Source organism: Bradyrhizobium pachyrhizi, assembly GCF_029714545.1.
GTDB lineage: Bacteria > Pseudomonadota > Alphaproteobacteria > Rhizobiales > Xanthobacteraceae > Bradyrhizobium > Bradyrhizobium pachyrhizi.
Genome location: NZ_CP121667.1, coordinates 363,354 through 387,570, shown reverse-complemented (window position 1 = coordinate 387,570; position 24,217 = coordinate 363,354). Strand labels below are relative to the sequence as shown.

Genomic DNA, 24,217 nt, shown 5'->3' with positions numbered 1-24,217 from the left:
TTACGCTTCGCTCCATCCGGGCTACGCGCTGCGGCTAATGCCCGCCGGCGAGGCTGATCACGAACCGCCCGCCGACGATGAAGAGATAGGCCCCGAACGCCACCTCCAGCGCCCGCTTCGACAGCGCGTGCGCGACCTTGACGCCGAGCGGCGCGGTGACGAGCGTGGTCGGCATCACCAGCAGCGCCCCGATCAGCGAGACGTAACCGAGCGCGAACGGCAGTTGCAGCGCGGCGACCTCGGGAAAGCGCGCGGCGGCGGGCCAGCCGGCATAGACATAGCCCAGCGCACCGGGAATCGAGATCAGCACCGCAAGCGCGGAAGACGTCGCGACCGCCTGATGGATCGGCCGGCCGTAGAAGGTCATCAGCAGATTGGCGAACAGGCCACCGCCGATGCCCATCAGCGTCGAGAGCAGGCCGACGAAGAAGCCGTAGACGCGCATCAAGAAACCCTTCGGCACGTCGTCGCCGAACTTCCAGGTCTCGCGCGCCAGCAGCAGGCGCGCGGCCGCCGACCACGCCACCATCACGAACACGATCTTGAACAGCCGCTCCGGCGCGAAGCGCGCGGTGACGCTGCCGGCGGCGACGCCGATCACGATCGGCAGCCACCAGCGCTTCAGGATCTCCATGTCGACCGCGCCGCGACGATAATGGGCGCGGAACGAGCTCAGCGATGTCGGGATGATGATCGCGAGCGAGGTGCCGATACACAGCGGCATCCGCACCTCGAGCGGCACGCCGGCGAGGCGAAAGCATTCGTAGAACACCGGCACCAGGATCGCGCCGCCGCCGATGCCGAACAGGCCGGCGAGAAAGCCCGACAGCGCCCCGACCGCGATCAGCAGCAGCGCAAGATCAAGCAGCTCCGTGAGATCGAGGCCGGCCATCATGTCCTTCGCAGTATCGATGTAGGGCCACACCAGGTTCTCCGGCGCCGTCCTGTGACTGTTCGCGGTGAGCAATAGCCCCTTTTGGGATTCGGGAGTATCTATGCTCTTGAGCAGGCTCTCTTGCGAAATGCGGAAGGATCGGGCTTGGACCAGCTTGCGGCGATGGCGGCCTTTGTCCGCGCGGTCGAGAGCGGCAGCCTGTCGGCGGCCGCGCGCTCGCTGCCGAGCTCGCTCACCTCGGTGAGCCGGCAGATCAGCGCGCTCGAGGAGCATTTCGGCACCCGCCTGCTGTTGCGCACCACCCGCCAGCTCGCGCTGACCGACGACGGGCGCATTCTCTACGAGCGCGCGAAATCGATCCTCGGCGAGGTCAGGGAGATCGAGGCGGCGCTGGCGCGCGACCCGCATCAGCCATCAGGGCGGATCCGCGTCAGCTCGCCGAGTCTGATCGGTCGGCTCGTGATCGCGCCGCTGCTGGTCGAGTTTCTGCGCCGCTATCCGGCACTGTCCGTCGACCTTCTTCTGGTCGACCGCGCCGTCGACATGGTCGAGGAGGACATCCATCTGGCAATACGCATCGGCCGCTTGCGTGACTCGCAGCTGATCGCGCGGAAGCTCACCGATCTGCGGATGATCGTGTGCGCGTCGCCGGACTATCTGGCTCGGCGCGGCGCGCCGCGGACACCGGACGATCTTGCCGGGCATGACTGCCTGGTGTTTTCCGATTCGCCCGGCAGCGCGGAGTGGCGCTTTGCCGACGGCAGCAAGACGGGTCGCAAAATCCGCATATCCGGTCGGCTCTGGATGAATAGCCTCGACGCGCTGGTCAGCGCGGCGCGGGAGGGGGCCGGCATCGTCCGCGTGCCGTCCTGGCAGGTGCAGTCCGAGCTCGCCGACGGTCGCCTGGCACGCCTGCTGATCGACCACGAGCCGGCGCCGACGCCGCTGCATCTGATGCTTCAGCCGTCACGTCTCGCATCGCCTAAGATCAGGGCATTTGTCGATTATCTGGTGGAACAGTGGGGTAAAATCGATGCCTTGCGGAGCCCGTTTTCGGGCAGCTGAGCGCGCCGATCGATCCACGAAGATTTAGATTCATTACTTGGTTCGCCAGACCTTGCATCTGGTATACCACACTGCGGATCAACCAGAATTCGGCAACTCTAACAATGAACTTCGGTTCGACCGAAGGCTATTTGGCCGTTGCGCGGGGTGATCCGACTCCGTAAATAGAACTCCTCTACCGCGTTCCCCGATGGGCCGGCCGCGGTCCCTCACAACATAAAGCCCGCCGATGACCGCCAGGATCGAACGACCGCTTTCACCCCATTTGCAGACCTACCGGTGGACGCTGACGATGGCGCTGTCCATCGTCCACCGCGCCACAGGTTTGGCCCTCTATTTCGGCACGCTGCTGCTGGCCTGGTGGCTGATCGCCGCCGCTTCCGGCCCCTCAGCTTACGCCAACGTCCAGGCCTTCACCGGCAGCGCGATCGGCAAGCTGATCGTGTTCGGCTACACGTGGGCGCTGATGCACCATCTGTGCAGCGGCATCCGGCATTTCGTCTGGGACCTCGGCTACGGCTTCAAGGCCAATGAGCGCGAAGCCCTGACCTGGGGCGCGCTGGTCGCCGGCATCGCGCTGACCGTTTTGGTCTGGATCATTGCCTACGCCGTGGGAGGTGGACGATGAGCGGCCCCTCCTCGATGCGCACGCCGCTGGAGCGCGTCCGCGGCCTCGGCTCCGCGCACACCGGCACGGGCGATTTCTGGCGCCAGCGCCTCACCGCCGTTGCGATGACGCTGCTGATCGTTCCCGTGATCGTTGTGGTGATCACGCTGATCGGCCGCAACCATGCCGGCGCGGCGCAGATCCTCGGCTCGATCCCGATCGCCATCATCCTGCTGCTCTTCATCATCGCCAGCACCTGGCACATGAAGATCGGCATGCAGGTCGTGATCGAGGACTACATCCATAACGAGAAGCTGAAGATCGCCAGCGTGATGGCGAACAACTTCTTCTGCGTCGCGGTCGCATTGGCCTCGATCTACGCAATCCTCAAATTGTCGTCGGGAGTTTGATCCATGGCCGGTGAAGGAAACGGCAAGGCCACCAACGGTGGCCCGGCCACGAACGGCAAGGCCTACCCGATCCAGGACCATACATACGACGTCGTCGTGGTCGGCGCCGGCGGCGCCGGCCTGCGCGCGGTGGTCGGCTGTTCGGAAGCCGGGCTGCGCACCGCCTGCATCACCAAGGTGTTCCCGACCCGCTCGCATACGGTGGCGGCGCAGGGCGGCATCTCGGCCTCGCTCGGCAACATGCATCAGGACGACTGGCGCTGGCACATGTACGACACCGTGAAGGGGTCGGACTGGCTCGGCGACCAGGACGCGATCGAATACATGGTGCGCAACGCGCCCGACGCGGTCTATGAGCTCGAGCATTGGGGCGTTCCGTTCTCGCGAACCGAGGACGGCAAGATCTATCAGCGCCCGTTCGGCGGCATGACCATCGACTTCGGCAAGAGCCAGGCGCAGCGCACCTGCGCTGCCGCCGACCGCACCGGCCACGCCATGCTGCACACGATGTACGGCCAGTCGCTGCGCCACTCGGCCGAGTTCTTCATCGAGTTCTTCGCCATCGACCTGATCATGGACGACCAGGGCGTCTGCCGCGGCGTGATCGCGCTCAAGCTCGATGACGGCACGCTGCATCGCTTCCGCGCCCAGACCACGATCCTGGCGACCGGCGGCTATGGCCGCGCCTATGCCTCCTGCACTTCGGCGCACACCTGCACCGGCGACGGCGGCGGCATGGTGCTGCGCGCCGGACTGCCGCTGCAGGACATGGAGTTCGTCCAGTTCCACCCGACCGGCATCTACGGCTCGGGCTGCCTCGTCACCGAAGGCGCCCGTGGCGAAGGCGGCTATCTCGTCAACTCCGAGGGCGAGCGCTTCATGGAGCGCTATGCGCCGTCGGCCAAGGACCTCGCCTCGCGCGACGTCGTCTCGCGCGCGATGACGATCGAGATCCGCGAAGGCCGCGGCGTCGGCAAGAAGAAGGACCACATCTTCCTGCACCTCGATCACCTCGATCCGAAGGTGCTGCATGAGCGGCTGCCGGGCATCTCCGAATCGGCGAAGATCTTCGCCAATGTCGACGTCACCCGCGAGCCGATCCCGATCGTGCCGACCGTGCACTACAATATGGGCGGTATCGCAACGAACTATCACGCCGAGGTGCTGACCAAGCGCAACGGCGACGACAATTCGGTGGTGCCGGGCCTGATGGCGATCGGCGAAGCGGCCTGCGTCTCGGTGCATGGCGCCAACCGCCTCGGCTCCAACTCGCTGATCGACCTCGTGGTGTTCGGCCGCGCCGCCGCGCTGCGGCTTGCCGACAAACTGACGGCCAACGCCAAGCAGCCGGAGCTGCCGAAGGATTCCGCCGACCTCGCGCTCGGCCGGCTTGATCATTTCCGCCATGCTTCCGGCGGCACGCCGACCGCGAAGCTGCGCGACAGCATGCAGCATGTGATGCAGAACAATTGCGCGGTGTTCCGCACCGGCGACGTGCTGCAGGAAGGCCAGAACCTGATCCACAAGGTCTATGGCGGCGTCGGCGACATCTCGGTGTCGGACCGCTCGCTGGTGTGGAATTCCGATCTGATCGAGACGCTGGAATTCGACAATCTGATCGTGCAGGCGGTCGTGACGATGGATTCGGCGGCGAACCGCACCGAAAGCCGCGGCGCGCATGCGCGCGAGGACTTCCCGGACCGCAACGACAAGGACTGGATGAAGCACACGCTGACCTGGATTGATCCGGCCGGCAAGACTGCGATCGAGTACCGTCCGGTGCACAGCTACACGATGACCAATGACGTGCAGTACATCCCGCCGAAGGCGCGGGTCTACTGAGAACGAAGGCGAGCAAGCATGGTTGAATTCGCACTTCCGAAGAATTCGAAGATTTCAGGCGGCAAGACCTGGCCGAAGCCGGCGGGTGCCACCGAGACGCGCGAATTTCGGGTGTATCGCTGGAACCCGGACGACGGCAAGAATCCGAGCGTCGACACCTATCATGTCGACACCAATGATTGCGGTCCGATGGTGCTGGACGGCCTGATCTGGATCAAGAACCACATCGACCCGACGCTGACCTTCCGCCGCTCCTGCCGCGAAGGCGTCTGCGGCTCCTGCGCGATGAACATCGACGGCCAGAACACGCTGGCCTGCACCAAGTCGATGCACGACGTCGGCGCCGGCGGCGCGGTGAAGGTCAATCCGCTGCCGCACCAGCCGGTGGTGAAGGACCTGGTCCCCGACCTCACCAATTTCTACGCCCAGTATGCCTCGATCGAACCGTGGCTGAAGACCACGACGCCGACGCCGCAGAAGGAATGGAGGCAGAGCCACGAGGACCGCGAGAAGCTCGACGGCCTCTACGAGTGCATCCTGTGCGCCTGCTGCTCGACTTCGTGCCCGAGCTACTGGTGGAACAGCGAGCGCTTCCTCGGCCCCGCCGCGCTGCTGCAGGCAAACCGCTGGGTCACCGACTCCCGCGACGAGGCGACCGGCGAGCGACTCGACAATCTCGAGGATCCGTTCCGCCTCTATCGCTGCCACACCATCATGAACTGCGCCAAGGCGTGTCCGAAGGGCCTCAATCCCTCCGAAGCGATCGCCGAACTCAAGTTCAAGCTGGTCGAACGCCAGATCTGATCCGACGCGGCCGCGGCTGGCGCTGGTATCAGCGGCCGGCCGCGGCAGGCCGGATCAGGATATCGGCGCCGACCGCATCGACGCCGGATCGATCGAGGTCGAGTACGACATCGACGATGCTGTGATCGTCCGGATCCATCGTCACGGTGAAGCCGAGATCGCGGCACATCCCGATCATCGTGGTGTTCTCGGTCAGCACCTGGCCGGACAGGCGCTTCAAGCCCTCCGATCGCGCATAGTGGATCAGGAGTTGCATCAGCGCCCAGCCGAGCCCTTTGCCCTTGAGATCGGACTGCAGCAGGATCGCGTATTCGGCATTCTCGTACAGCGAATCCGAGTGCAGCCGGACCGCACCCATCATCTCGCCGGTGTTCGGATCGAGCGCCACAAACGCCATCGCGCGCGCATAGTCGAGCTGGGTCAGGCGCGCGATGAAGGCGTGCGAGAATTCCTTCATCGCATGGAAGAAGCGCAGCCTGAGGTCTTCGGCGGTGACGCGCTTGAAGAACTCGCTGACCATCGGCTCGTCTTCCGGCCGCATCGGGCGCACCGTGACACGCGAGCCGTCGCGCAGCGCAAGCTCACCTTCCCATTGCGACGGATAGGGCCGCACCGCGAGCCGGGTGTGGCCGGCAAATAGCCGGGTGGGCTTGCGGATCGCGACCCGCGCATCGAGCGCGAGCACGCCGCTCTCGTCCGCCAGCATCGGGTTGACGTCGAGCTCAGCGACCTCGGGAATGTCGGCCGCCATCTGCGCCAGCTTGACGAGGGTGAGCGCCACCACATCGGCCGGGACCGCCGGCACATCGCCATAGCCGCCGAGCAGCCGCGAGACGCGGGTGCGTCCGATCAACTCGCGGGCGAGATTCATGTCGAGCGGCGGCAGCGCCAGCGCCTTGTCGTTGATCACCTCGACCGCGGGGCCGCCACGCCCGAACACGATCACCGGACCGAAGGTCGGATCTTCGGCGATGCCGAGGATCAGTTCGCGCGCCGCGCGCCGTACGATCATCGGCTGGATCGTCACGCCTTGCAGGATGGCATCGGGCCGGGCACTTCGTGCCCGCGCCATGACCGTCCGTGCAGCTTCAACGACGCTGTCTTTGGTGCGCAGGTCGAGGATCACGCCGCCGACGTCGGAGGCGTGCCGGATGTCGCGCGAGAACACCCTGATCACGATCGCATGTCCTTCGGCGAGGAACGGTGCCGCCTTCTTGGCAGCGTCCTCGGGACTATCGGCGACGAGCGTCGTCACGATCGGAATATGATAGGCCGCGAACAGCGCAACGATCTCGGCCGGATCGAGCCAGGCACGTCCCTCCGACAGCGCGTTCACGACGACGTGCCGCGCCGCCGCCGTCTCCGGCGTGAACACCGATGCGACGCCCGGCGGGGTTGCGGCGAGCGCGGTGGAGGCCTCGCGATAGCGCACCAGATACATGAAGGCGCGCACCGCATCGTCCTCGGTCGGGAAATGCGGAATGCGCGCCGCCTCGAAGATCGCGCCGGTGCGCTCGTCGGCGCCGACCCAGGCCGCAAGCACCAGTGCGGCGACCGCACTCCGCTTCGTCCTGCGGTCGCGGACGCATCGCGCCACCGCCTCGGCAATCCCCTCGGCCGGAGCCACCGCGGTTTCCACATTCGCGACCAGCACCGCGTCGCTGTTCGAATCATCGAGCAGTGCGCTGAGCGCCGCCACGTAGCGGTCGGCATCGGCATCGCCCGCGATGTCGACCGGATTGGCGCAGGACCAGCCCGACGGCAGCACCTTGTCGAGCCGCGCGATGGTCTCCGCCGTCAAAGTCGCCGGAACGCCGCCGAGCTCGGCCAGCCGGTCGGTCGCGAGGATGCCGAGCCCGCCGCCATTGGTCAGGATCGCCAACCGGTTGCCGCGCGGAACGAAGCCGCGGCCGAGCAGCTCGGCGCAATCGAACAGCTGGCGCAGGTCGTAGACGCGCAGCATGCCGGCGCGGCGGAATGCGGCATCATAGACCGCATCGGAGCCGGCCAGCGCGCCGGTGTGGGTCGCGGCGGCCTTGGCGCCCTGCGCCATCCGTCCCGACTTGACGATGACGACCGGCTTCAACCGCGCCGCGGCGCGCGCCGCCGACATGAACTTGCGCGCGTCCTTGACGGCTTCGAGGTAGATCAGGATCGCGCTGGTGTGGTCGTCGAGCGCGAAATAATCCAGGAGGTCGGCGACGTCGACATCGAGCTGGTCGCCGATCGACGCGATGCCGGAGAAGCCGAGCCGCCGTTCCGCCGCCCATTCGATCATCGCCGACGCGACCGCGCCGGACTGCGAGATCAGGGCAACGTGCCCGTCGGACGGCTGATGCGAGGCGAAGCTCGCATTCAGCTTGACGCGCGGCACCATGACGCCGAGGCAATTCGGCCCGATCAGGCGCATGCCATGCCGTCGCGCCGTCTGCCCCGCGGTCTCCGCGAGCGAGCCTGCGCCATGGCCAAGACCGGCCGACAGGATCGCCGCGCCGGCAACGCCGGCCGAAGCCGCCTCCGCGACGATCTCCGGAACCGCCGCCGCCGGTGCGCTAATGACGACGAGATCCGGAACGAACGACAGCGACTTCAGGTCGGGAACTGTCGGCGCACCATCGACGTCGGCATAGTTCCGATTGACGACGCCGACGCGGCCGGTGAAGCCACTCGCTTTGATGTTCCTGAGCACCGCCGCGCCGAGCGACGACGGACGCGGGCTGCCGCCGACGATTGCGATGCTTCGAGGCGAAAATAGCCGCTCCAGGCCGTACGTCGACATTGCAGGGTCTCGCAGGGAACACGCGGAGGCGCCCGCTTCATGCGCCCTCGACCAACTCTACTGCTTCGCTTGGCTGCATGCACCTATCGCAGTTTCGAATAGAGATGGTGAAACTGCGTTGCCGATCAATGCAGGCCGAGCGCCTGCGCGAGATTGAAGGTCAGGAAGCTCGCGACATAGGCCAGCGCGAGCATGTAGATGAACGTCACCACCATCCACTTCGCGCCGCCGGTCTCGCGGCGGATCACCGCGAGCGTCGAGGCGCATTGCGGGGCGAAGATGTACCAGACCAGCAGCGACAGCGCGGTCGCCAGCGTCCATTTCTGCGCCAGCACCTGGCCGATCTGGTCCGCCGCCTCCTTGCCGCCCTCGATCGAATAGACGGTGCCAAGGGCTGCGACCGCGACCTCGCGCGCCGCCATGCCCGGGATCAGCGCCACCGCGATCTGCCAGTTGAAGCCGATCGGCCGCAGCAGCGGCTCGAGCGCATGGCCGATCATCGCAGCAAAGCTGTAATTGATCGCCGGTCCCTCGGCGCCGGCCGGCGCCTGCGGGAACGAGGCCAGGAACCAGATCAGCACCATCATCGAGAGGATCGTGGTCCCGGCCCGGTACAGGAACATCTTGGCGCGGGTGAACACGCCGATCGCGATGCTCTTCAGCCGCGGCATCTTGTAGTCGGGCAATTCCAGCATGAACGGCGCCGGCGCATGGTCGCGCCACAGGAAGAACTTTGCGATCGCCGACACCGTCAGCGCGCTGGTGATCCCGGCGGCATAGAGGCCGAACATCACGAGTCCCTGTAGGTTGACGAAACCCCACAGCGTGGTCGCCGGAACGAAGGCGGAGATGATCAGCGTGTAGACCGGAATGCGCGCCGAGCAGGTCATCAGCGGCGCGATCAGGATCGTGGTCAGGCGGTCGCGGCGGTTGTCGATGACGCGCGTCGCCATGATGCCGGGAATTGCGCAGGCAAAGCTCGACAGCAGCGGAATGAAGGCGCGGCCATGCAGCCCGGCGCCGCCCATGATGCGGTCCATCAGGAACGCGGCGCGCGCCATGTAACCGAAATCTTCCAACAGCAGGATGAACAGGAAGATGATGATGATCTGCGGCAGGAACACGATCACGCTGCCGACGCCGGAGATCACGCCGTTCTGCAGGAAGCTCTGCAACAGGCTCCAGCTTTCGGGCAGCAAATTGTGGATCAGCTGCCCGAGCGCGGCGAAGCTGTCCGACAGAAATTCCATCGCGGGCTGCGCCCAGGTGAACACCGCCTGGAACATCACGAACAGGATCACGGCCAGGATCACGAGACCCCAGACCGGATGCAGCACCACCGAATCGATCCGGTTGGTCAGCGTGTCGGGCTTGGTCGGCAGCGTCACCGCCGCGGCGATGATGCGGTCCGCCTCGCGCTGTGCCGCCTTGAGGTCGGCGATTGTCGGCGTCGTCCACTCGCTGGCCGCCGCCTCATGCGACTTGGCCAGGAATTCGTCGGTCCGCTTCAGGAGCTCGTCGATGCCACCCTTGCGGACCGCGACCGACGTCACGATCGGCAGGCCGAGCTCCTGCGACATCCGATCGATGTCGATCGTGACGCCGCGGCGCTTCGCGATATCGATCATGTTGAGCACCAGCATCATCGGCCGACCGACCCGCTTCAGCTCGAGCACCAGCCGCAAGGTCAGCCGCAGATTGGTGGCGTCCGCGACGCAGAGCACGAGATCGGGCACCGCCTCGCCGTCGAAGCGACCGAGCACGATGTCGCGGGTGATCTCCTCGTCCGGACTGCGGCCGCGCAACGAATAGGTGCCGGGCAGGTCGAACACGGTCACGCTGCGGCCCTCTGGCGTGACGAAGCCGCCGGATTTGCGCTCGACCGTGACGCCCGGATAGTTGGCGACCTTCTGACGGCTGCCGGTCAGGCTGTTGAACAGCGACGTCTTGCCGGTGTTCGGCGCGCCGACCAGCGCCAGGCGCAGGGATGCAGTGGTCATTCGACGATCACAGCCATGGCTTCGCTCCGGCGCAGCGCGATCGTGATGTTGTCGACGCGCACCGCGATCGGGTCCTTTCGGATCGTGCCTTCATGCAGGATTTCCACGCGCGCGCCCTCGACAAATCCCATCTCGACCAGGCGCTGCTCCAGCTCCTGCGGAGACAGCGATGAGCCCGTCACGAGCGCATCGAGCCTGATGATCTTTCCGACAAAACCGCGATCCGCATGTCCGAGCCGGACGTCCTGCAATTTATCCCGGGAGCTGTTTGGATCGCCTGTCATGCGGCCTGTTTTTCAGCAGGTAGTCACAGGGTCAAGCGTTTGCCCGTGAGAGGTTTTAGAACTCCTAAAAACAGCGCCCGGAAGCGCCATCCAGGCCGATTTTCCGCTTGACTGCCGGCGAGCTGCTAACGAGGTCGTGATACCGCCGCGCCGCAGCCGCCCGTGCTGCCCCGGACGCGAGCCGGCTGCGAATTGATCGATCCGGGTTGGCCTCCGGTAACCTTGACAGGTCGCGGAATGGCGAATGAGCGTCCGCGCCGCGCCCGGCGGCGCCGTTTCGCTTCCTCCCGCGCAACGGTTTGCGTTATGGTCCGCGCGGAGCCGGAGCGCCCGTGCAGACCGCACAACGCAATTCGCTGAGACTGCTGCAATGGATGATGGCCGCCGCGCTGGCCCTTCCGCTGGCGCTGTTCGTTTTTGCCTCCGCAATGTCCTGGATATCGACCAGCGAGGCCGCCGACCAGGAGATCCGGCGCACGCTCGATGTCGCCCATGAGCACGCGCTGAAGGTGTTCGAGACCATCGATCGAGGCCTCGCCGAGGTCACCGAGGTCGTCCGCGGCATGGGCGATGCCGATATCGTCGCGCGCGAGAAGAGCCTGCACCAGCGGCTGCGGCAGGTCGCCATGGCGCTTCCCCAGGTGAAATCGGTCTGGGTATTCGATGCCAACGGCCGTGCCCTCGTCAACAGCCTGGTGCAGCCGGCCCCCGACGTCGACTTCTCGGACCGGGATTACTTCCGGATCCATGCCCAGGGCGACATCGGCACCTATATCGGCGAGGTGCTGACGCCGCGACCGCCTTATCTGGGCTCGCGGTTCTTCAGCGTCGGCCGGCGCCGCAACGGCGACGACGGCAGCTTTGCCGGCGTGATCCAGGCCTCCGTGCTTCCGGAATATTTCGAGAATTTCTACGCCAGGATCGGCCGCGAGCCCGGCAGCTTCCTGGCGCTGATCCGGACTGACGGCGCCGTGCTGGCGCACTTCCCTGCCGTTGACCACGATGTCCGGTTCGAGCCGAGCGGCCCGCTCGGGCGGCAGATCGTCGCCAATCCCGAAGCCGGGACGATGACGATCCAATCCCCGGCCGACGGCATCGAGCGGCGCATGCGCTACCAGCGGCTGGCTGGATACCCGATCTATGTCAGCGCCGGCCTCGAAACCTCGGCGATCCAGTCGCGCTGGAGGTCGACCATGGCCCAGCACCTGATCTTCGGGATCCCGGCCACCGCCCTGCTGTTCGGCCTGCTCGCACTCGCCTTCCGGCGAACCCAGCGCCTGCAGGAGGAGGCCAACCGGCGCATCGAGGCCGAGGAGGCATTGCGGCACGGCCAGCGGCTCGAGGCACTCGGGCAGCTCACCGGCGGCGTCGCGCACGACTTCAACAACCTGCTCACCGTGATCCGCGCGTCGGTCGACATGCTGCGGCGGCCGGACCTGCCGGAGCCGCGGCGGCAGCGCTACATCGATGCGATCTCCAACACCGTGAACCGTGCCGCCAAGCTGACCAACCAGCTGCTTGCATTCGCGCGGCGGCAAACCCTCAAGCCCGAGGTGTTCGACGCCTGCCAGAATGTCCGCACCCTGAGCGAGATGATCGCAACCCTGATCGGCGCGCGCATCGAAATCATAGCGCAAGTGCCGGACGAGACCTGTCTCGTCAACGCCGATGCCGGCCAGTTCGAGACCGCCATCATCAACATGGCGGTCAACGCGCGCGACGCCATGGACGGCGTCGGCCGGCTCACGATCGCGGTCCGCGCCGTGGACAGACTGCCGTCCGCGACCAGCACGCCGCCGAACTCGCCCGGCCATGTCGCGGTGTCGGTGACCGACACCGGCGTCGGAATTCCGCAGGAGCTGTTCGGCCGCATCTTCGAGCCGTTTTACACCACCAAGGAGGTCGGTCACGGCACCGGCCTCGGCCTGTCCCAGGTGTTCGGTTTCGCCAAGCAGTCGGGCGGCGAGGTGACCGTCACCAGCGAAGTCGGCAAGGGCGCGACATTCACGCTGTATCTGCCGCGCGTCGTCGGCGGGCATGGCGCGCGAGCGCAGCGCACCGACGACGCGCCCTCGGTCTATCGGACCGGCGCATCGGTCCTGATCGTCGAGGACAATGCCGAGGTCGGAAAGTTTGCCGCCGACACGCTGACCCAGCTCGGCTGCACCTGCGTGCTGGTGGACAACGCCACCCACGCGCTGGAGGAGCTGGCCGTCGACGCCGACCGGTTCGACCTGGTGTTCACCGATGTCGTGATGCCCGGCATGAGCGGCATCGAGCTTGCGGAAGAGATCCGCCGGCAGCGCCTCGATCTTCCGATCGTGCTCGCCTCCGGTTACAGCCAAGTGCTGTCGCAACAGGGCAACGGCGGCTTCGAGCTGCTGCAGAAGCCCTATTCGGCCGAGCAGCTTGCGCGCGTGCTGCACAAGGCAACGCGCTCGCGCCGGCTGAGGCGCGATCAGGCGCCGGCGGGGTGAGGTAGTTGCGCGGCACATCTCAAGCACGCTGTCGTCCTGGCGAAAGCCAGGACCCATAACCACCGCAGTTGATTGGGAACGGGATCGCGGCTCCAGCGTCGCGCAACAATTGGCATTCGGGGTAATGGGTCCTGGCTTTCGCCAGGACGACGATGAGGATGGTTCTCGATTCAAGATACCAAACAACGCGGTGTCATCACCCGAGCAGCACGCGAGTGACCGCCGGAGGCGGAACCGGGTAATTTGCCTGGCGTTATCGTGCCATGGGCAAAGCCGAGGCAAAATCCAAATCGTCGGACGGGCCGTCGTCGGCCAGGACTGCATCGCCTCGGAAAGCGAGCGCAAAGGCGGCCGATCAAGAGCGTAAGGATCCCGCGCCAAGCGAAGCGGACGAGAAGTCGGAATTTGTCGAGGTTATCGCCGAAGGCGGCGACCATGTCGAACCGCCGCCGCCGGAAATCGTCGAACCCGATCCCGAATTGTCGGCCGAAGAGGCCGAGCAGGCGCGCAAGGACTATTTGCTGACGCGGTTCTGGATCAGCGCGCGCGGCTATTGGGGCCGAAGCGGCGACCGGCTGGCGTGGCTGTTCACGATCGGCCTGCTGCTGCTGATCGTCAGCAATGTCGCCGTTCAGTACGGCATCAATGTCTGGAATCGCGCGATCTTCGATGCGATCGAAAAGCGCGACGCGGCCAGTGTCTTCCACCTGACGGCCATCTTCTTTCCGCTGGCGATCGGCAGCGTGCTGCTGGGGGTCGCGCAGGTGTTCGGCCGCATGGGCATCCAGCGGCGCTGGCGTGCCTGGCTGACCAACGCCGTCGTGTCGCGCTGGCTGACAAACGGCCGCTACTACCAGCTCAACCTCGTCGACGGCGATCACAAGAATCCGGAGTACCGGATCGCGGAGGATCTGCGGATCGCGACCGATTCTCCGGTCGACTTCATCGCCGGCGTGACGTCGGCGCTGCTCTCGGCCGTCACCTTCATCGTCGTGCTCTGGACCATCGGCGGCGCGCTGACGGTGACGCTGGGCGGCTCGTCGATCAGCATCCCGGGCTTCCTGGTCATTGCCGCGATCATCTATGCGGCGATCGCGTCGGGCTCGATCGCGGCAATCGGCCGCAGCTTCGTGCAGATCTCCGAGGACAAAAACCAGGCGGAAGCGGAATTCCGCTACATCCTGACCCGCGTGCGCGAGAATGGCGAAAGCATCGCGCTGCTCGGCGGCGAAACTGAGGAGCGCGACGGCATCGACAAGACGTTCTCGAACGTGTTGCGGCAATGGGCGCGGCTCGCCGGGCAACACATGCGCACGACGCTGGTGTCGCAGGGATCGAATCTCATTGCGCCGGTGGTACCCTTGCTGCTGTGTGCGCCAAAATTTCTCGACGGCAGCATGTCGCTCGGTCAGGTGATGCAGGCGGCCTCGGCCTTCACCATCGTGCAGACCGCGTTCGGCTGGCTGGTCGACAACTATCCGCGACTCGCCGACTGGAACGCCTGCGCACGGCGCATCGCTTCGCTGATGTTGTCGCTTGACGGGCTGGAACGCGCCGAGACCGGCGACGGCTTCGGCCGCATCGAGCGCGGCGAGACCGAGGGCGAGGCCATGCTGAGCCTCAACGATCTCTCCGTCACGCTGGACGACGGCACCGCCGTGGTCGGCGAGACCGAAGTGGTGATCGAACCGGGCGAGCGGCTTTTGGTCGCCGGCGAATCCGGCACCGGCAAGAGCACGCTGGTGCGCGCCATCGCCGGCCTGTGGCCGTGGGGCGGCGGCAGTGTCGGCCTGCACGCAGACCGCCGCCTGTTCATGCTGCCGCAAAAGCCCTACGTGCCCTCCGGCACGCTGCGACGCGCGGTGGCCTATCCCGGCGCGGCGGAGGACTGGAGCGTCGATGAGATCAGCCGTGCCCTGCACAAGGTCGGCCTCGACCATCTCAAGGACAAGATCGAGGAGGACGCGCCGTGGGACCAGACCCTGTCCGGCGGCGAGAAGCAGCGGCTCGCCTTTGCCCGCCTGCTGCTGCACGCCCCCGACATCGTCGTGCTCGACGAGGCGACGTCCGCGCTCGACGAGAAGAGCCAGGACAAGATGATGGAGACGGTGACGACGGAACTGCCGAAGGCGACCATCGTCAGCGTCGCGCACCGCGTCGAGCTCGAAGCGTTCCATAGCCGCAAGATCGTGCTGGAGCGCCGCAAGGGCGGCGCCAAACTGGTCAGCGACGTCGACCTGATCCCGCGCAAGGGCAAACGAAGGCTGCTCGGCCGCTTCCTGCGGCAACGGCAGGCAGCGGGCAAGGCGGCGTAACGGGCGTTGGCGCTGCCGTCAAAACCGGCTATGCATGCCGCGCTTTTGACGAGGCCATGCGTGATCCCGAGCAACGACATATCGCCGGCGCCGTTCGGCGCCTTCGCGCCCAATGCGGCGCAGGCCGCCATCATCCGCCTGGCGCATGGCTCAGGATTGAAGCGCGGCGCATTCCGGCCCTGGCTCTCGCGGCTCGTCAATCTGTTCGGCGCGGGGCCGCTCGACGTGACCTATCAGGGCGCATCGTTCCGCTTCTATCATCAGGCGAGCGCGACCGAGCGCGGCGCGCTGTTCAATCCCGATTACAACCTTGAAGAACTCACCTTCCTGCGGGCTCATGTCGGCGCGGATGGCACCTTCGTCGATCTCGGCGCCAATGTCGGCACCTATGCGCTGGCGCTGGCGCGCGATGTCGGGCCCGGTGGCAAGGTGATCGCGATCGAGCCGCATCCGGTGACGCATGCGCGGCTCAAGTTCAACACCCAGGCCTCCGGCTTTCCGCAGGTGCGCCTGGTTGCGGCGGCCGCCGGCCCGACCGATGGCGAACTGATGATCGAGACCGACGGCGACAATCTCGGCGCCAGCCACATCGTCACCGGCATGCCGACGGGCAAGGCGTTCAAGGTGCCGTCGCTGCGGCTGCAACGCATCCTCGACGAGGCCGGCGCGAGCAAGGTCGATGCACTCAAGATCGACGTCGAGGGTTTCGAGGACCGCGTGCTGATCGGCTTCTTCCGCGACGCGCCGCAGTCACTGTGGCCCGGCGCGGTGGTGATCGAGCATCTGTCGAAGGACGAATGGACTGACGACTGCATCGCGGACATGCATGCACGCGGTTACGTCGAGCAGGGCCGGACGCGGAGCAACACGCTGCTGGTGCGGAGCTGAGATGTCTGCGGCTGAGATCGGCCGCGCCAGTCGATGCTTGTCTTCTCCTTCCCCCTGAAAGGGGGAAGGTCGGGATGGGGGTCAACCGCAGATGACACTGTCTGCGAAGAGAGCTGATCCCCACCCGCTTTGCTCTTGCGAGCAAAGCGACCTCCCCTTTCCAAGGGGAGGTAAAACAACGCGGATGCAAGTGCATCACAACAAGGGAGGCTCGCGATGATCGACCATATCGGCTTTTCTGTCTCCGACTATCAACGCGCGAAGGCTTTCTACCAGACGGCGCTGGCGCCGCTCGGCTACGGCCTGATCATGGAAGTGCCCGCGGAGGTGACCGGGCACGCGCCCGCCGCGGGCTTCGGCGCCGACGGCAAGCCGGATTTCTGGATCGGCGGCGAAGGCGCGATGAACAAGCCGGTGCATATCGCCATCACGGCCAAAGACCGCGCCACCGTCGACGCCTTCTACAAGGCCGCGATGGCGGCCGGCGGCCGCGACAACGGCGCGCCCGGCATTCGCGCGCATTACCACCCGAACTATTACGGCGCATTCGTGCTCGATCCCGACGGCCACAATATCGAGGCGGTCTGCCACACGCCCGGGTGAAACATCGGAACGCCGCGGCGCGCGATCCGTTGTCGCTGCGAACTTCGATGGAGCGATCAATGCGCGCGACGCGATCTGCCATCGGCAACCGCCGCGGGGCCTCGATATGATGCCGATCGAGCCTCCCGAGATTCCACCGACGACGCCGGGCACACCGAGCGAACCGCCGCCGGGAATTCCGCCCGGCAGTCCACGCCCCGAGGTTCCGGAGCCGGTGCGCGAACCCGGCGAGCCGTCGCGACCGGACGAGTTGCCCGGCAAGACACCCGACGAATCACCGGTGCGTGGACCGCCTGGACCGTCCGGCCCGCCGCCTGCGACAGATCGGCTCGCCGGCCGGTGAGTCGCTCTTGCGCCCAAGTTCCACGTCGATTGCAAATGTGTCGGCGCGTTTCTTCTGAACGCGCGGTGAACAACCACACATGCAACCCGTTATAATGTCGAAATAAACTTCGCCGATGATTCGTGGCTCGCCACAATCCGGCCTAACGGCTGGCGGTTCATCGTCCTGCCGAATTGTTCGGTTCTCACTTTGCTTTCCTGCCCAGACTTTCCGCCGGGGACTCCTAGACAATGACAAAGCTTCGTCTCGTGCTGCTTGCCACGACTGCGCTGACGGTGATGCAGTTCGCCACCTCAGCGTCGCACGCCCAAACTTCGCCGCTGGTCGTCGCACAGGCGCAGCAGAAGGAAGAAACCGGACCTGACGGAAAGCCGAAGGCGCGGCCAGCGCCGGGCGCGCCGGGTGCTCCTGCACGTCCCGCACCGCCGGCCGCAGCGCCGCATCCGCAGGCGCCACCTCCCGCCGCGGCACCCGCGCATCCTGCTCCGCCGGCCGCAGCGCCCGCGAAGCCGACCCCGCCTGCGGCACCTGCCCGGCCCGAGCCGCCCGCGGCCGCACCGGCAAAGCCGACGCCGCCTCCGGCAGCCGCACCACATCCGGCACCGCCGCCGGCTCCCACACGGCCCGAGCCGCCTGCGGCGCGCCCGACGACGCCTCCGCCGTCGGCTGCTCCCGCACATCCTACACCGCCTCCGCCCGCGGCTGCCCCCGCGAAACCGGCGCCGTCGCCGGCACGGCCGGAGCCGCCCGCAGCAGCGCCTGCGAAGCCGACCCCGCCACCGCCGGCGGCCGCCCCCGCACATCCCACGCCGACGCCACCGCCGCCGGCCGCAGCACCGCAGCGACCCGGCACGCCGCCGCCCGGCGCAGGACCCGCGCACACGCCGCCGACGCCGGCGCCTGGCGCCACGCCGAATGCCGCGCCGGCAGCACGTCCCGGCACCCCGCCCACGGCGGCAACGCCGACACCGACGCCCGCAACGCCGGGAGCTCCGACCACGGCGCCGGCCGAACGCCGCCCCGGCGATCGTCCGGGTGGCGAACGCGGTGAGCGTCCTGGCGGCGCCAAGCAACCGCCGGGCACGCCGCCCGCGGCGACGTCAACGCCCGCGCCTTCGGCAACGACAACGCCTCCGGCAGCAGGGGCACGACCGGGCACTCCGCCCGCCGCGACAGCTCCCGGTGCGACACCGACGCCTCCGGCAGCCGGCGCACAGCCCGCACGTCCAGGCACCCCGCCTGCCGCAACAACGCCTCCGGCACCCGGCGCGACGCCGACGCCACCGGCGCCAGGTCAGCAGGGACGTCCGGCGACACCGCCCGGAACGCCTGCGACCCCGGGCGCGGCAATGGGCGCGCCTGGCGCGACCCCGGCTCCGGGTCAACCGGCACGACCGGGCGTTGCGCCCGGCGTGTCGCCAGCCCAGGGAGCTGCCATGGGCGCGCCGGCGCCGTCGGTCGTTCCCGGCTCGCCCGCCGCAACGCCACCGCCCGGCCGCGCGCAATACGCGCCGCCGACGGTTGCGCCGGCCTTCCGCGCCGCGCCAGCGGTCGCAGCGCCGCTGCCGCCGCCTCCGCGGCATGACAACATCAAGCCGCTCGCGATCGGTGCCGCGGTCGGCGCCGGCGTGGTGGCCGGCGCCATCATCGGCGGAAGCATCGCCGACCTGCACAGCCAGCGGCAGGAGGTCGTCGAAGGCGGCCGCACCATCTACACCGAGCCGGACCGCGTCATCATCCGCGATCCGGGCGGGCAGGCCTACGTGCGCGGCGACGACGTCTATCGCTTCCGCTATGGCGCGCGTGACATCCGCACCGAGACGGTCGGCGGCGAAACCCGCACCGTCGTGGTTCGTCCCGACGGCAGCGAGATCATCACCGTGGTCGGCTCCGACGGCCAGATGTTGCGCCGTATTCGCAGGGATACCGGCGGACGCGAGGTCGTCATCATCGACAACAGCTATCGCGATCCGCGGGCGGTCGGCGGCTTCTATGTCGACGCGCCGCCGCCGGTGGTCAACATTCCCTATGATCGCTACATCGTCGACGCTCAGGACGCATCGCCCGACGTGATCTACGAGACCATGGAGGCACCGCCGGTGCAGCGGATCGATCGGCGCTACTCGCTGGACGAGATCCGCTACAGCCCCAATGTCCGCATGCAGATGCCGAGCATCGACGTCAACACGATCAACTTCGACTCGGGATCGTGGACCATCCCACCGGACCAGGCGGCGAGGTTGCAAGTGATCGCCGACGGCCTCAACCGGGCGATCCAGCGCAATCCGCGCGAGGTGTTCCTGATCGAGGGCCATACGGATGCGACCGGCAACGACACCGACAATCTGTCGCTGTCCGACCGCCGCGCGCAATCCGCCGCCGAACTGCTGACGCAGCAATTCGGCGTGCCGGCGGAAAACCTGACCTCGCAGGGTTACGGCTCGCAATATCCGAAGGAGCAGACCGACGGACCGAGCCGCATCAACCGGCGCGTCACCGTCCGCCGCATCACCCCGCTGCTCAACGGCGGCACTGCCTCCGCCGCGCCGCCGCGCTGAGCCGCGACATCACGTTACGAAATGGCCGGGAGCGACCCCGGCCATTTTTGTTTGTTCTCCTTCGCCCTGAAAGGGGGAAAGGTCGGGATGGGGTCAGCCGCGGGTGACGGTGGCTGCGGAGAGAGCAGATCCCCACCCGCTTTGCACTCGCGAGCAAAGCGACCTCCCCTCTTTAAGGGGAAGTTGGAGAAGCCTCGATGCTCACACTAACCCTCCAACAGCAAACCTTGTTCATCTCGACCCCGCAAGCGGGAGAGGTACAGCGGGCATGCCTCGTCTCAATCTCATCATGCGTTACTTCCCCGCGCCCAGCCCCAGCGCCTCGACCATCACGCGAAACACCTCGGTGTTGTCCATCGAGCCGTGGACGCGCTCGCTGCCCGGCCCAGTCGCGGTGAGGATGACATCCTCGCCGGAATGCACGCTGGCGCCGATCATCGCCGGCAGATTGCCGAACCGCAGCACGACGCCGGGGACGTCCTTGTACTTGTCGTTGGCCTTGAAGGTGTCGGGCTGGTCGCCCTTCACGGTCGGCTCGTTCGGATCGTCGAGCTTCGGGCGGAACGTCTCGTAGTGATCCGGCAGGCTGGCCGAGAAGATCGCAAGCCGCCGGCTGACGTCGACGCGTGACGGATAACCTTCGGCGTCCGGCGCCGGATAATTCGGGAAGCCCGCCTTCTCATAGACGCCGACGCGCTCACGCAGCGGCACGTTGGGTGTCGCCGCCATGTCGTCGTTGATGGTGCCGACCAGGCCGTTCGGATGGTTGTGGTCGGCTACGACCAGGATCAGCGTGTCGTCGTTGCGCGCTTTGGCCCAGTCCTTCGCCCCCCGCACCGCATTGTCGAGCATGATGGTGTCGTAGACCGCGCGCTCCATGTCGAGCAGATGGGCGTATTTGTCGATCAGGCCGGACTCGACCATCAGGAAGAAACCGGACTCGTGCTTCGACAGCACCGTCAGCGCGGCCTGGACCTGCTCGGTCAGGTCCGGCTGCTCGGGGAATTTCCTGACGCCGCCTCCCTTGAGGAATTTGCGGTCGAGCGCGCCGTCCATGTTGCCGGCGGCGAACAGGCCGAGCAATTGGCGGGTATCAGCTTTGGCCGCGAGCGTGGTCAGTTCACTTGCGGTCGTCGCGACCGGATAGCCGGCATCGCGGAAGCGCGCGAGATAGTCGATATCGTCCTTGCGTTTCGATCCGGACGTGGATTGCGGCAGGAAGTTCGCGGAGCCGCCGCCCATCAGCACGTCGGGCTTCGCGTCGAAATATTGCGCGACGATCGCGTCATAGGCGGCGCGGCGGCGGGTATGCGCAACCATCGCCGCCGGGGTCGCATCTTCGATCTCGGTGTTGGTGACGATGCCGACGGCGAGGCCCGCCCGGCGCTTGGCGAGGCTCGCGATGGTCTCGACCCTGGGATCGTCGAGCGGATCGGGCGTGCGATCGGCGTAGACGCCGAGCGCATTGACCGCGGCCTTGTGGCCTGTGGCGTAAGCGCTCGCGGCATTCGCCGAATCGGTGATGATCGAGTCCGAGCCCGCGGTCGCAACCAGCGCCATATGCGGCATGTCGTCGATCGCGAGCTTGCCGCGGCTCTTGCCCTCCGCGATTCCCTTGGAAAGGATTCGCGCGGCGACGCGATGCGACGGCGACATCCCGTCGCCGATGAACAGGATCACGTTCCTGGCCTTGCGCGCGCCAGTGTCGTAGGCGGTCCAGGTCACTTTCCGGCCCTGCGCGCCGTCGCTGACTTCGACGGCGACCTGCCCGGGCTTGGCGAGCGAGACATCGCGCAGCAACAGCGCCGACTGGTCTTTTCCAGCCTCCCGCTCGGTGAATGTTCCGGACTGGCCGAAAGCGGTCGCATAGTCAGCGCCATTCAGCGTGACCTTGAGCCTGGCTTGATCGACCACCCCGGGAAGCTCGACCTTGAAGTCGAATTTGGCGCCGACGAGGATATCGGCGCGGTCGATCGGATAGATCGTCTGGGCGAACACCGGCGCTGCCGACAACGCCAGCGTGACGGCCACGCCGGCAACTCGATTGATCATGATCGATGCTCCGCTCCTTGCGCATCCATGCGCATCGGGGCGGAGGCTAGTGGCGCCGAATGACGGCGCAATGAGGCGCCGCCGGGGCGTATTGCCGCAAGAGCCGGCGCGATTTCAGCGCGCCATCTGCTGCGGGTCGTAGAAGAAGCGCTCCTCGACCAGCTCCTCGCCGCGCCAGGTCTGCCAGGCGACCTCCTCCATGCTGCGGACCTTGCCGTCCTTGGCCGTGAATTCGAAGCGCCAGCAGATCGCCGAATGATCGCCCTCGAGCAAAAGCGGCCCGAGCCGCGTGGTCTTGACGCCAGCGACCGCCGCCAGCACCGCCGCCTCGCGCGCCGCCAGCGCCTCGCGGCCGACGCGCCACTCCCCGTCATTCTCCTGGGTGCGGGCATCGACTGAATAGAAATTCCTGATCGCGCCGACATGATCGTTGGATTCCACCGTGTCAGCGAAGGCTTGCAACGTCCTAAGCGAGGGCATAAGCACTCTCCATTTACAGACTGATAGTCGGTATTTATCGACCAAGAGTCGGTAAGTCAACTGGCGCCGCTACGGAACCTGGGCTAGAGATGGATGATGGCAACCCAGGCCGAACGGCGCGAGAAAACCAGAGCCGCCATCGTCAAGGCGGCGCGGCGCATCTTTGGCGAGCGCGGCTTCGCCGCTGCGACGATGGACGACATCGCCGCCGGCGCGCGCGTCGCCAAGGGCGCAGTCTATCATCACTTCCCGACCAAGGAGGCGGTGTTCGAAGCGGTGTTCGAGCAGGTGTCGGTGGACCTCGTCGCCGATCTCGACCGCATCTCGCGCGCCGAGAACGATCCGCTCGCGGCGATGGCGGCAGGCACGCAGGGCTATTTCGCGGCGTGCTCGAAAGGCCCGACCGGCCAGATCATCTTGCGCGACGGCCCCGCCGTGCTGGGCTGGGAACGCTGGCGCGAGATCGACGCCAAGCATTTCGGCGGCAAGTTTCCGCGCGCGCTGGCCGCCGCGATGGACGCGGGCGTGATCGCCAAGGAGCCGATCGAGCCGCTGGCGCGACTGCTGCTCGGCGCGGTCACGGAGGCGGCGGTTGCGGTCTCCGCGGGGCCGGACATCGGCAAGACCGGCACCGATTACGCGCGGGCGTTCCGCTCGCTGCTGGATGCGCTCAGGGTGAAGTAGCCGATATTCATCCCCACGTCGTCCCGGCGAAAGCCGGGAGGTGGATTCACATTCGAAGTGCAACACTTGAGCAAAAGCCTCGGCAGGCGTGCGGTAGTCAAGGCATTTGCGCGGGGTGTTGTTGTAGGCGGCGATGAACTGGCGGAATCTGGCGGTCGAGAGGGTTACGAGATCGGTCTTGCGGGGAATAAAGCGGCGCATCCTGCCGATGGCGTTCTCGATGCCGCCCTTCTGCCAGGGGGCGTGGGGATCGCAGAAGAAGGTCTCGATCGAGAGGCGGTGCAGCGCCAGGTGACCGGCGAACTCGGTGCCGTTGTCGAAGGTCACGGTCTGGCGCAGCTCTTGTGGCAGGGTCGCGAAGAAGCCCACGAGATGGCGGGCGACACCGCGCGCGACCTTGCTGGCAAGGCGGATGCCGAGCAGCAGACGCGAGGTGCGCTCGTGCACGGTCAGCACGGCCTGACCGTATTTCGAGAACATCATCAGGTCGGCCTCCCAGTGTCCGGGCACGCTGCGGTCGGCCACTTCGATCGGCCGATTTGCCAAGGAAACACGGCCTTCGATGAAGCTTGCGGGGCTGCCGCCCCTCTTGCCGCGGCGGCCGCGCTTGCTCTTGGCGCGCGGCAGATAGCGCCGCCAGTTGAAATCCGTGGTGCGCCTGAGTTGGGCATAGATGAAGCGGTAGATGGTCTCGTGCGAGATCACCTTGCGCCCGGACTCGCGGGCCAGCCGGCCGGCGACCTGCTCGGGCGACCAGCCCCGGCGAAGGCGTTGCAACACCGCGCGGCGCAGGCCGGGCTCCCGTTCGAGGCGTCCGCCCGTCCAGCGCCGCGCTCGCATCTGGTGCTGGGCATAGTTTGGCTTGTAGCCGACCTGGCTCCCCCGATTGCGCCTTAATTCCCGAGAGACCGTTGATGGCGAGCGATCCAGAGCTGCCGCGATTTGCCGGACCGAGCTGCCATTGGCCGATAGGCAGGCAATCTCGCATCGGTCGTCCAGAGAGAGCTGCTTGTAACTCCGCCCCATGGCAACACCTCCTCAAGGAAGTGTTGCACTTCGTTTGTGAACTCAGGGGGCCCATAACCACAGGAAGGGATCGTGGAAGCGCGCTGGAGCACCAGCGTGCTTCAT

At 66.7% G+C, this 24,217-nt stretch carries 18 protein-coding genes and 1 pseudogene; 12 read left to right on the top strand and 7 right to left on the bottom strand.

Going from position 1 to position 24,217, the window contains the following annotated elements; genetic code table 11:
- Positions 1 to 34: 34 nt before the first annotated feature.
- Positions 35 to 895 carry a sulfite exporter TauE/SafE family protein gene (locus tag QA639_RS01790; RefSeq protein ID WP_157348766.1) on the bottom strand — a complete coding sequence of 287 codons (861 nt, stop codon included), beginning with the start codon at positions 893 to 895 and terminating at the stop codon, positions 35 to 37.
- Between the two features lie 162 nt (positions 896 to 1,057).
- Between QA639_RS01790 and QA639_RS01785 the strand changes: the two genes are divergently transcribed.
- The 5 genes from QA639_RS01785 (at position 1,058) to QA639_RS01765 (ending at position 5,623) form a co-directional block, all read left to right on the top strand.
- Complete coding sequence (locus tag QA639_RS01785) at positions 1,058 to 1,960, top strand: LysR family transcriptional regulator (protein WP_244978883.1); 903 nt, start codon at positions 1,058 to 1,060, stop codon at positions 1,958 to 1,960.
- 229 nt (positions 1,961 to 2,189) lie between these two features.
- The gene (sdhC, locus tag QA639_RS01780; RefSeq protein ID WP_028337891.1) at positions 2,190 to 2,588 is read left to right on the top strand and encodes a succinate dehydrogenase, cytochrome b556 subunit; all 399 of its coding nucleotides are present in this window, start codon (positions 2,190 to 2,192) and stop codon (positions 2,586 to 2,588) included.
- Between the two features lie 14 nt (positions 2,589 to 2,602).
- The gene (gene sdhD, locus QA639_RS01775; protein WP_085964893.1) at positions 2,603 to 2,977 is read left to right on the top strand and encodes a succinate dehydrogenase, hydrophobic membrane anchor protein; all 375 of its coding nucleotides are present in this window, start codon (positions 2,603 to 2,605) and stop codon (positions 2,975 to 2,977) included.
- Between the two features lie 3 nt (positions 2,978 to 2,980).
- Positions 2,981 to 4,819, top strand: a complete 1,839-nt coding sequence (gene sdhA, locus QA639_RS01770; RefSeq protein ID WP_028337892.1) for a succinate dehydrogenase flavoprotein subunit — start codon at positions 2,981 to 2,983, stop codon at positions 4,817 to 4,819.
- An 18-nt stretch (positions 4,820 to 4,837) separates the two neighbouring features.
- Entirely contained in the window at positions 4,838 to 5,623 is a 786-nt protein-coding gene (locus tag QA639_RS01765) for a succinate dehydrogenase iron-sulfur subunit (RefSeq protein WP_028337893.1), read from the top strand.
- Positions 5,624 to 5,651: 28 nt separating this feature from the next.
- On the opposite strand, the gene QA639_RS01760 is transcribed toward QA639_RS01765, so the two are convergent.
- From QA639_RS01760 to QA639_RS01750, 3 genes are all read right to left on the bottom strand, one after another.
- Positions 5,652 to 8,402 (bottom strand): bifunctional acetate--CoA ligase family protein/GNAT family N-acetyltransferase, encoded by a 2,751-nt coding sequence (locus QA639_RS01760; protein ID WP_283089053.1) that lies wholly within the window; start codon positions 8,400 to 8,402, stop codon positions 5,652 to 5,654.
- Between the two features lie 125 nt (positions 8,403 to 8,527).
- A complete protein-coding gene (gene feoB / locus QA639_RS01755) occupies positions 8,528 to 10,402 on the bottom strand; it encodes a ferrous iron transporter B (RefSeq protein ID WP_283089052.1) in 1,875 nt (624 codons plus the stop codon).
- Positions 10,399 to 10,686, bottom strand: a complete 288-nt coding sequence (locus QA639_RS01750; RefSeq protein WP_283089051.1) for a FeoA family protein — start codon at positions 10,684 to 10,686, stop codon at positions 10,399 to 10,401. Before QA639_RS01750 ends, feoB begins: the two co-directional genes overlap by 4 nt.
- 332 nt (positions 10,687 to 11,018) lie before the next feature.
- Here QA639_RS01750 and QA639_RS01745 point away from each other — a divergent pair, with 332 nt between their 5' ends.
- The 6 genes from QA639_RS01745 (at position 11,019) to QA639_RS01720 (ending at position 19,870) form a co-directional block, all read left to right on the top strand.
- Positions 11,019 to 13,163, top strand: coding sequence for a hybrid sensor histidine kinase/response regulator (locus QA639_RS01745; RefSeq protein WP_283089050.1), 2,145 nt, complete (start codon positions 11,019 to 11,021; stop codon positions 13,161 to 13,163).
- Between the two features lie 263 nt (positions 13,164 to 13,426).
- The gene (locus QA639_RS01740) at positions 13,427 to 15,478 is read left to right on the top strand and encodes an ABC transporter ATP-binding protein/permease (protein WP_082190490.1); all 2,052 of its coding nucleotides are present in this window, start codon (positions 13,427 to 13,429) and stop codon (positions 15,476 to 15,478) included.
- Positions 15,479 to 15,508: 30 nt separating this feature from the next.
- Positions 15,509 to 16,366 carry an FkbM family methyltransferase gene (locus QA639_RS01735; protein WP_283089049.1) on the top strand — a complete coding sequence of 286 codons (858 nt, stop codon included), beginning with the start codon at positions 15,509 to 15,511 and terminating at the stop codon, positions 16,364 to 16,366.
- Between the two features lie 216 nt (positions 16,367 to 16,582).
- Positions 16,583 to 16,969 (top strand): VOC family protein, encoded by a 387-nt coding sequence (locus QA639_RS01730; RefSeq protein ID WP_283089048.1) that lies wholly within the window; start codon positions 16,583 to 16,585, stop codon positions 16,967 to 16,969.
- Positions 16,970 to 17,078: 109 nt separating this feature from the next.
- Positions 17,079 to 17,312, top strand: coding sequence for a hypothetical protein (locus QA639_RS01725; protein WP_244978882.1), 234 nt, complete (start codon positions 17,079 to 17,081; stop codon positions 17,310 to 17,312).
- Between the two features lie 230 nt (positions 17,313 to 17,542).
- On the top strand, positions 17,543 to 19,870 hold the full coding sequence (locus tag QA639_RS01720; RefSeq protein WP_283089047.1) for an OmpA family protein: 2,328 nt from the start codon (positions 17,543 to 17,545) through the stop codon (positions 19,868 to 19,870).
- Positions 19,871 to 20,164: 294 nt separating this feature from the next.
- On the opposite strand, the gene QA639_RS01715 is transcribed toward QA639_RS01720, so the two are convergent.
- Positions 20,165 to 21,922, bottom strand: coding sequence for an alkaline phosphatase (locus QA639_RS01715; protein ID WP_283089046.1), 1,758 nt, complete (start codon positions 21,920 to 21,922; stop codon positions 20,165 to 20,167).
- Between the two features lie 114 nt (positions 21,923 to 22,036).
- Positions 22,037 to 22,402, bottom strand: coding sequence for a nuclear transport factor 2 family protein (locus QA639_RS01710; RefSeq protein ID WP_157348764.1), 366 nt, complete (start codon positions 22,400 to 22,402; stop codon positions 22,037 to 22,039).
- A 93-nt stretch (positions 22,403 to 22,495) separates the two neighbouring features.
- Between QA639_RS01710 and QA639_RS01705 the strand changes: the two genes are divergently transcribed.
- Complete coding sequence (locus tag QA639_RS01705; RefSeq protein WP_346283750.1) at positions 22,496 to 23,086, top strand: TetR/AcrR family transcriptional regulator; 591 nt, start codon at positions 22,496 to 22,498, stop codon at positions 23,084 to 23,086.
- Between the two features lie 39 nt (positions 23,087 to 23,125).
- On the opposite strand, the pseudogene QA639_RS01700 reads toward QA639_RS01705, so the two are convergent.
- Positions 23,126 to 24,112 (bottom strand): annotated as a pseudogene (locus QA639_RS01700) (IS30 family transposase); the annotation flags it as partial.
- Positions 24,113 to 24,217 lie beyond the last annotated feature (105 nt).

Bases quoted from the DNA above. Each gene is read 5' to 3' on its own strand.
- sdhC (WP_028337891.1), top strand. From the start codon at position 2,190: ATGACCGCCAGGATCGAACGACCGCTTTCACCCCATTTGCAGACCTAC.
- QA639_RS01710 (WP_157348764.1), bottom strand. From the start codon at position 22,402: ATGCCCTCGCTTAGGACGTTGCAAGCCTTCGCTGACACGGTGGAATCC.
- QA639_RS01705 (WP_346283750.1), top strand. From the start codon at position 22,496: ATGATGGCAACCCAGGCCGAACGGCGCGAGAAAACCAGAGCCGCCATC.
- feoB (WP_283089052.1), bottom strand. From the start codon at position 10,402: ATGACCACTGCATCCCTGCGCCTGGCGCTGGTCGGCGCGCCGAACACC.
- QA639_RS01725 (WP_244978882.1), top strand. From the start codon at position 17,079: ATGCCGATCGAGCCTCCCGAGATTCCACCGACGACGCCGGGCACACCG.
- QA639_RS01730 (WP_283089048.1), top strand. From the start codon at position 16,583: ATGATCGACCATATCGGCTTTTCTGTCTCCGACTATCAACGCGCGAAG.
- QA639_RS01790 (WP_157348766.1), bottom strand. From the start codon at position 895: ATGATGGCCGGCCTCGATCTCACGGAGCTGCTTGATCTTGCGCTGCTG.
- QA639_RS01720 (WP_283089047.1), top strand. From the start codon at position 17,543: ATGACAAAGCTTCGTCTCGTGCTGCTTGCCACGACTGCGCTGACGGTG.
- QA639_RS01760 (WP_283089053.1), bottom strand. From the start codon at position 8,402: ATGTCGACGTACGGCCTGGAGCGGCTATTTTCGCCTCGAAGCATCGCA.
- QA639_RS01740 (WP_082190490.1), top strand. From the start codon at position 13,427: ATGGGCAAAGCCGAGGCAAAATCCAAATCGTCGGACGGGCCGTCGTCG.
- QA639_RS01785 (WP_244978883.1), top strand. From the start codon at position 1,058: ATGGCGGCCTTTGTCCGCGCGGTCGAGAGCGGCAGCCTGTCGGCGGCC.
- QA639_RS01735 (WP_283089049.1), top strand. From the start codon at position 15,509: ATGCATGCCGCGCTTTTGACGAGGCCATGCGTGATCCCGAGCAACGAC.
- QA639_RS01765 (WP_028337893.1), top strand. From the start codon at position 4,838: ATGGTTGAATTCGCACTTCCGAAGAATTCGAAGATTTCAGGCGGCAAG.
- QA639_RS01715 (WP_283089046.1), bottom strand. From the start codon at position 21,922: ATGATCAATCGAGTTGCCGGCGTGGCCGTCACGCTGGCGTTGTCGGCA.
- sdhA (WP_028337892.1), top strand. From the start codon at position 2,981: ATGGCCGGTGAAGGAAACGGCAAGGCCACCAACGGTGGCCCGGCCACG.
- QA639_RS01750 (WP_283089051.1), bottom strand. From the start codon at position 10,686: ATGACAGGCGATCCAAACAGCTCCCGGGATAAATTGCAGGACGTCCGG.
- sdhD (WP_085964893.1), top strand. From the start codon at position 2,603: ATGCGCACGCCGCTGGAGCGCGTCCGCGGCCTCGGCTCCGCGCACACC.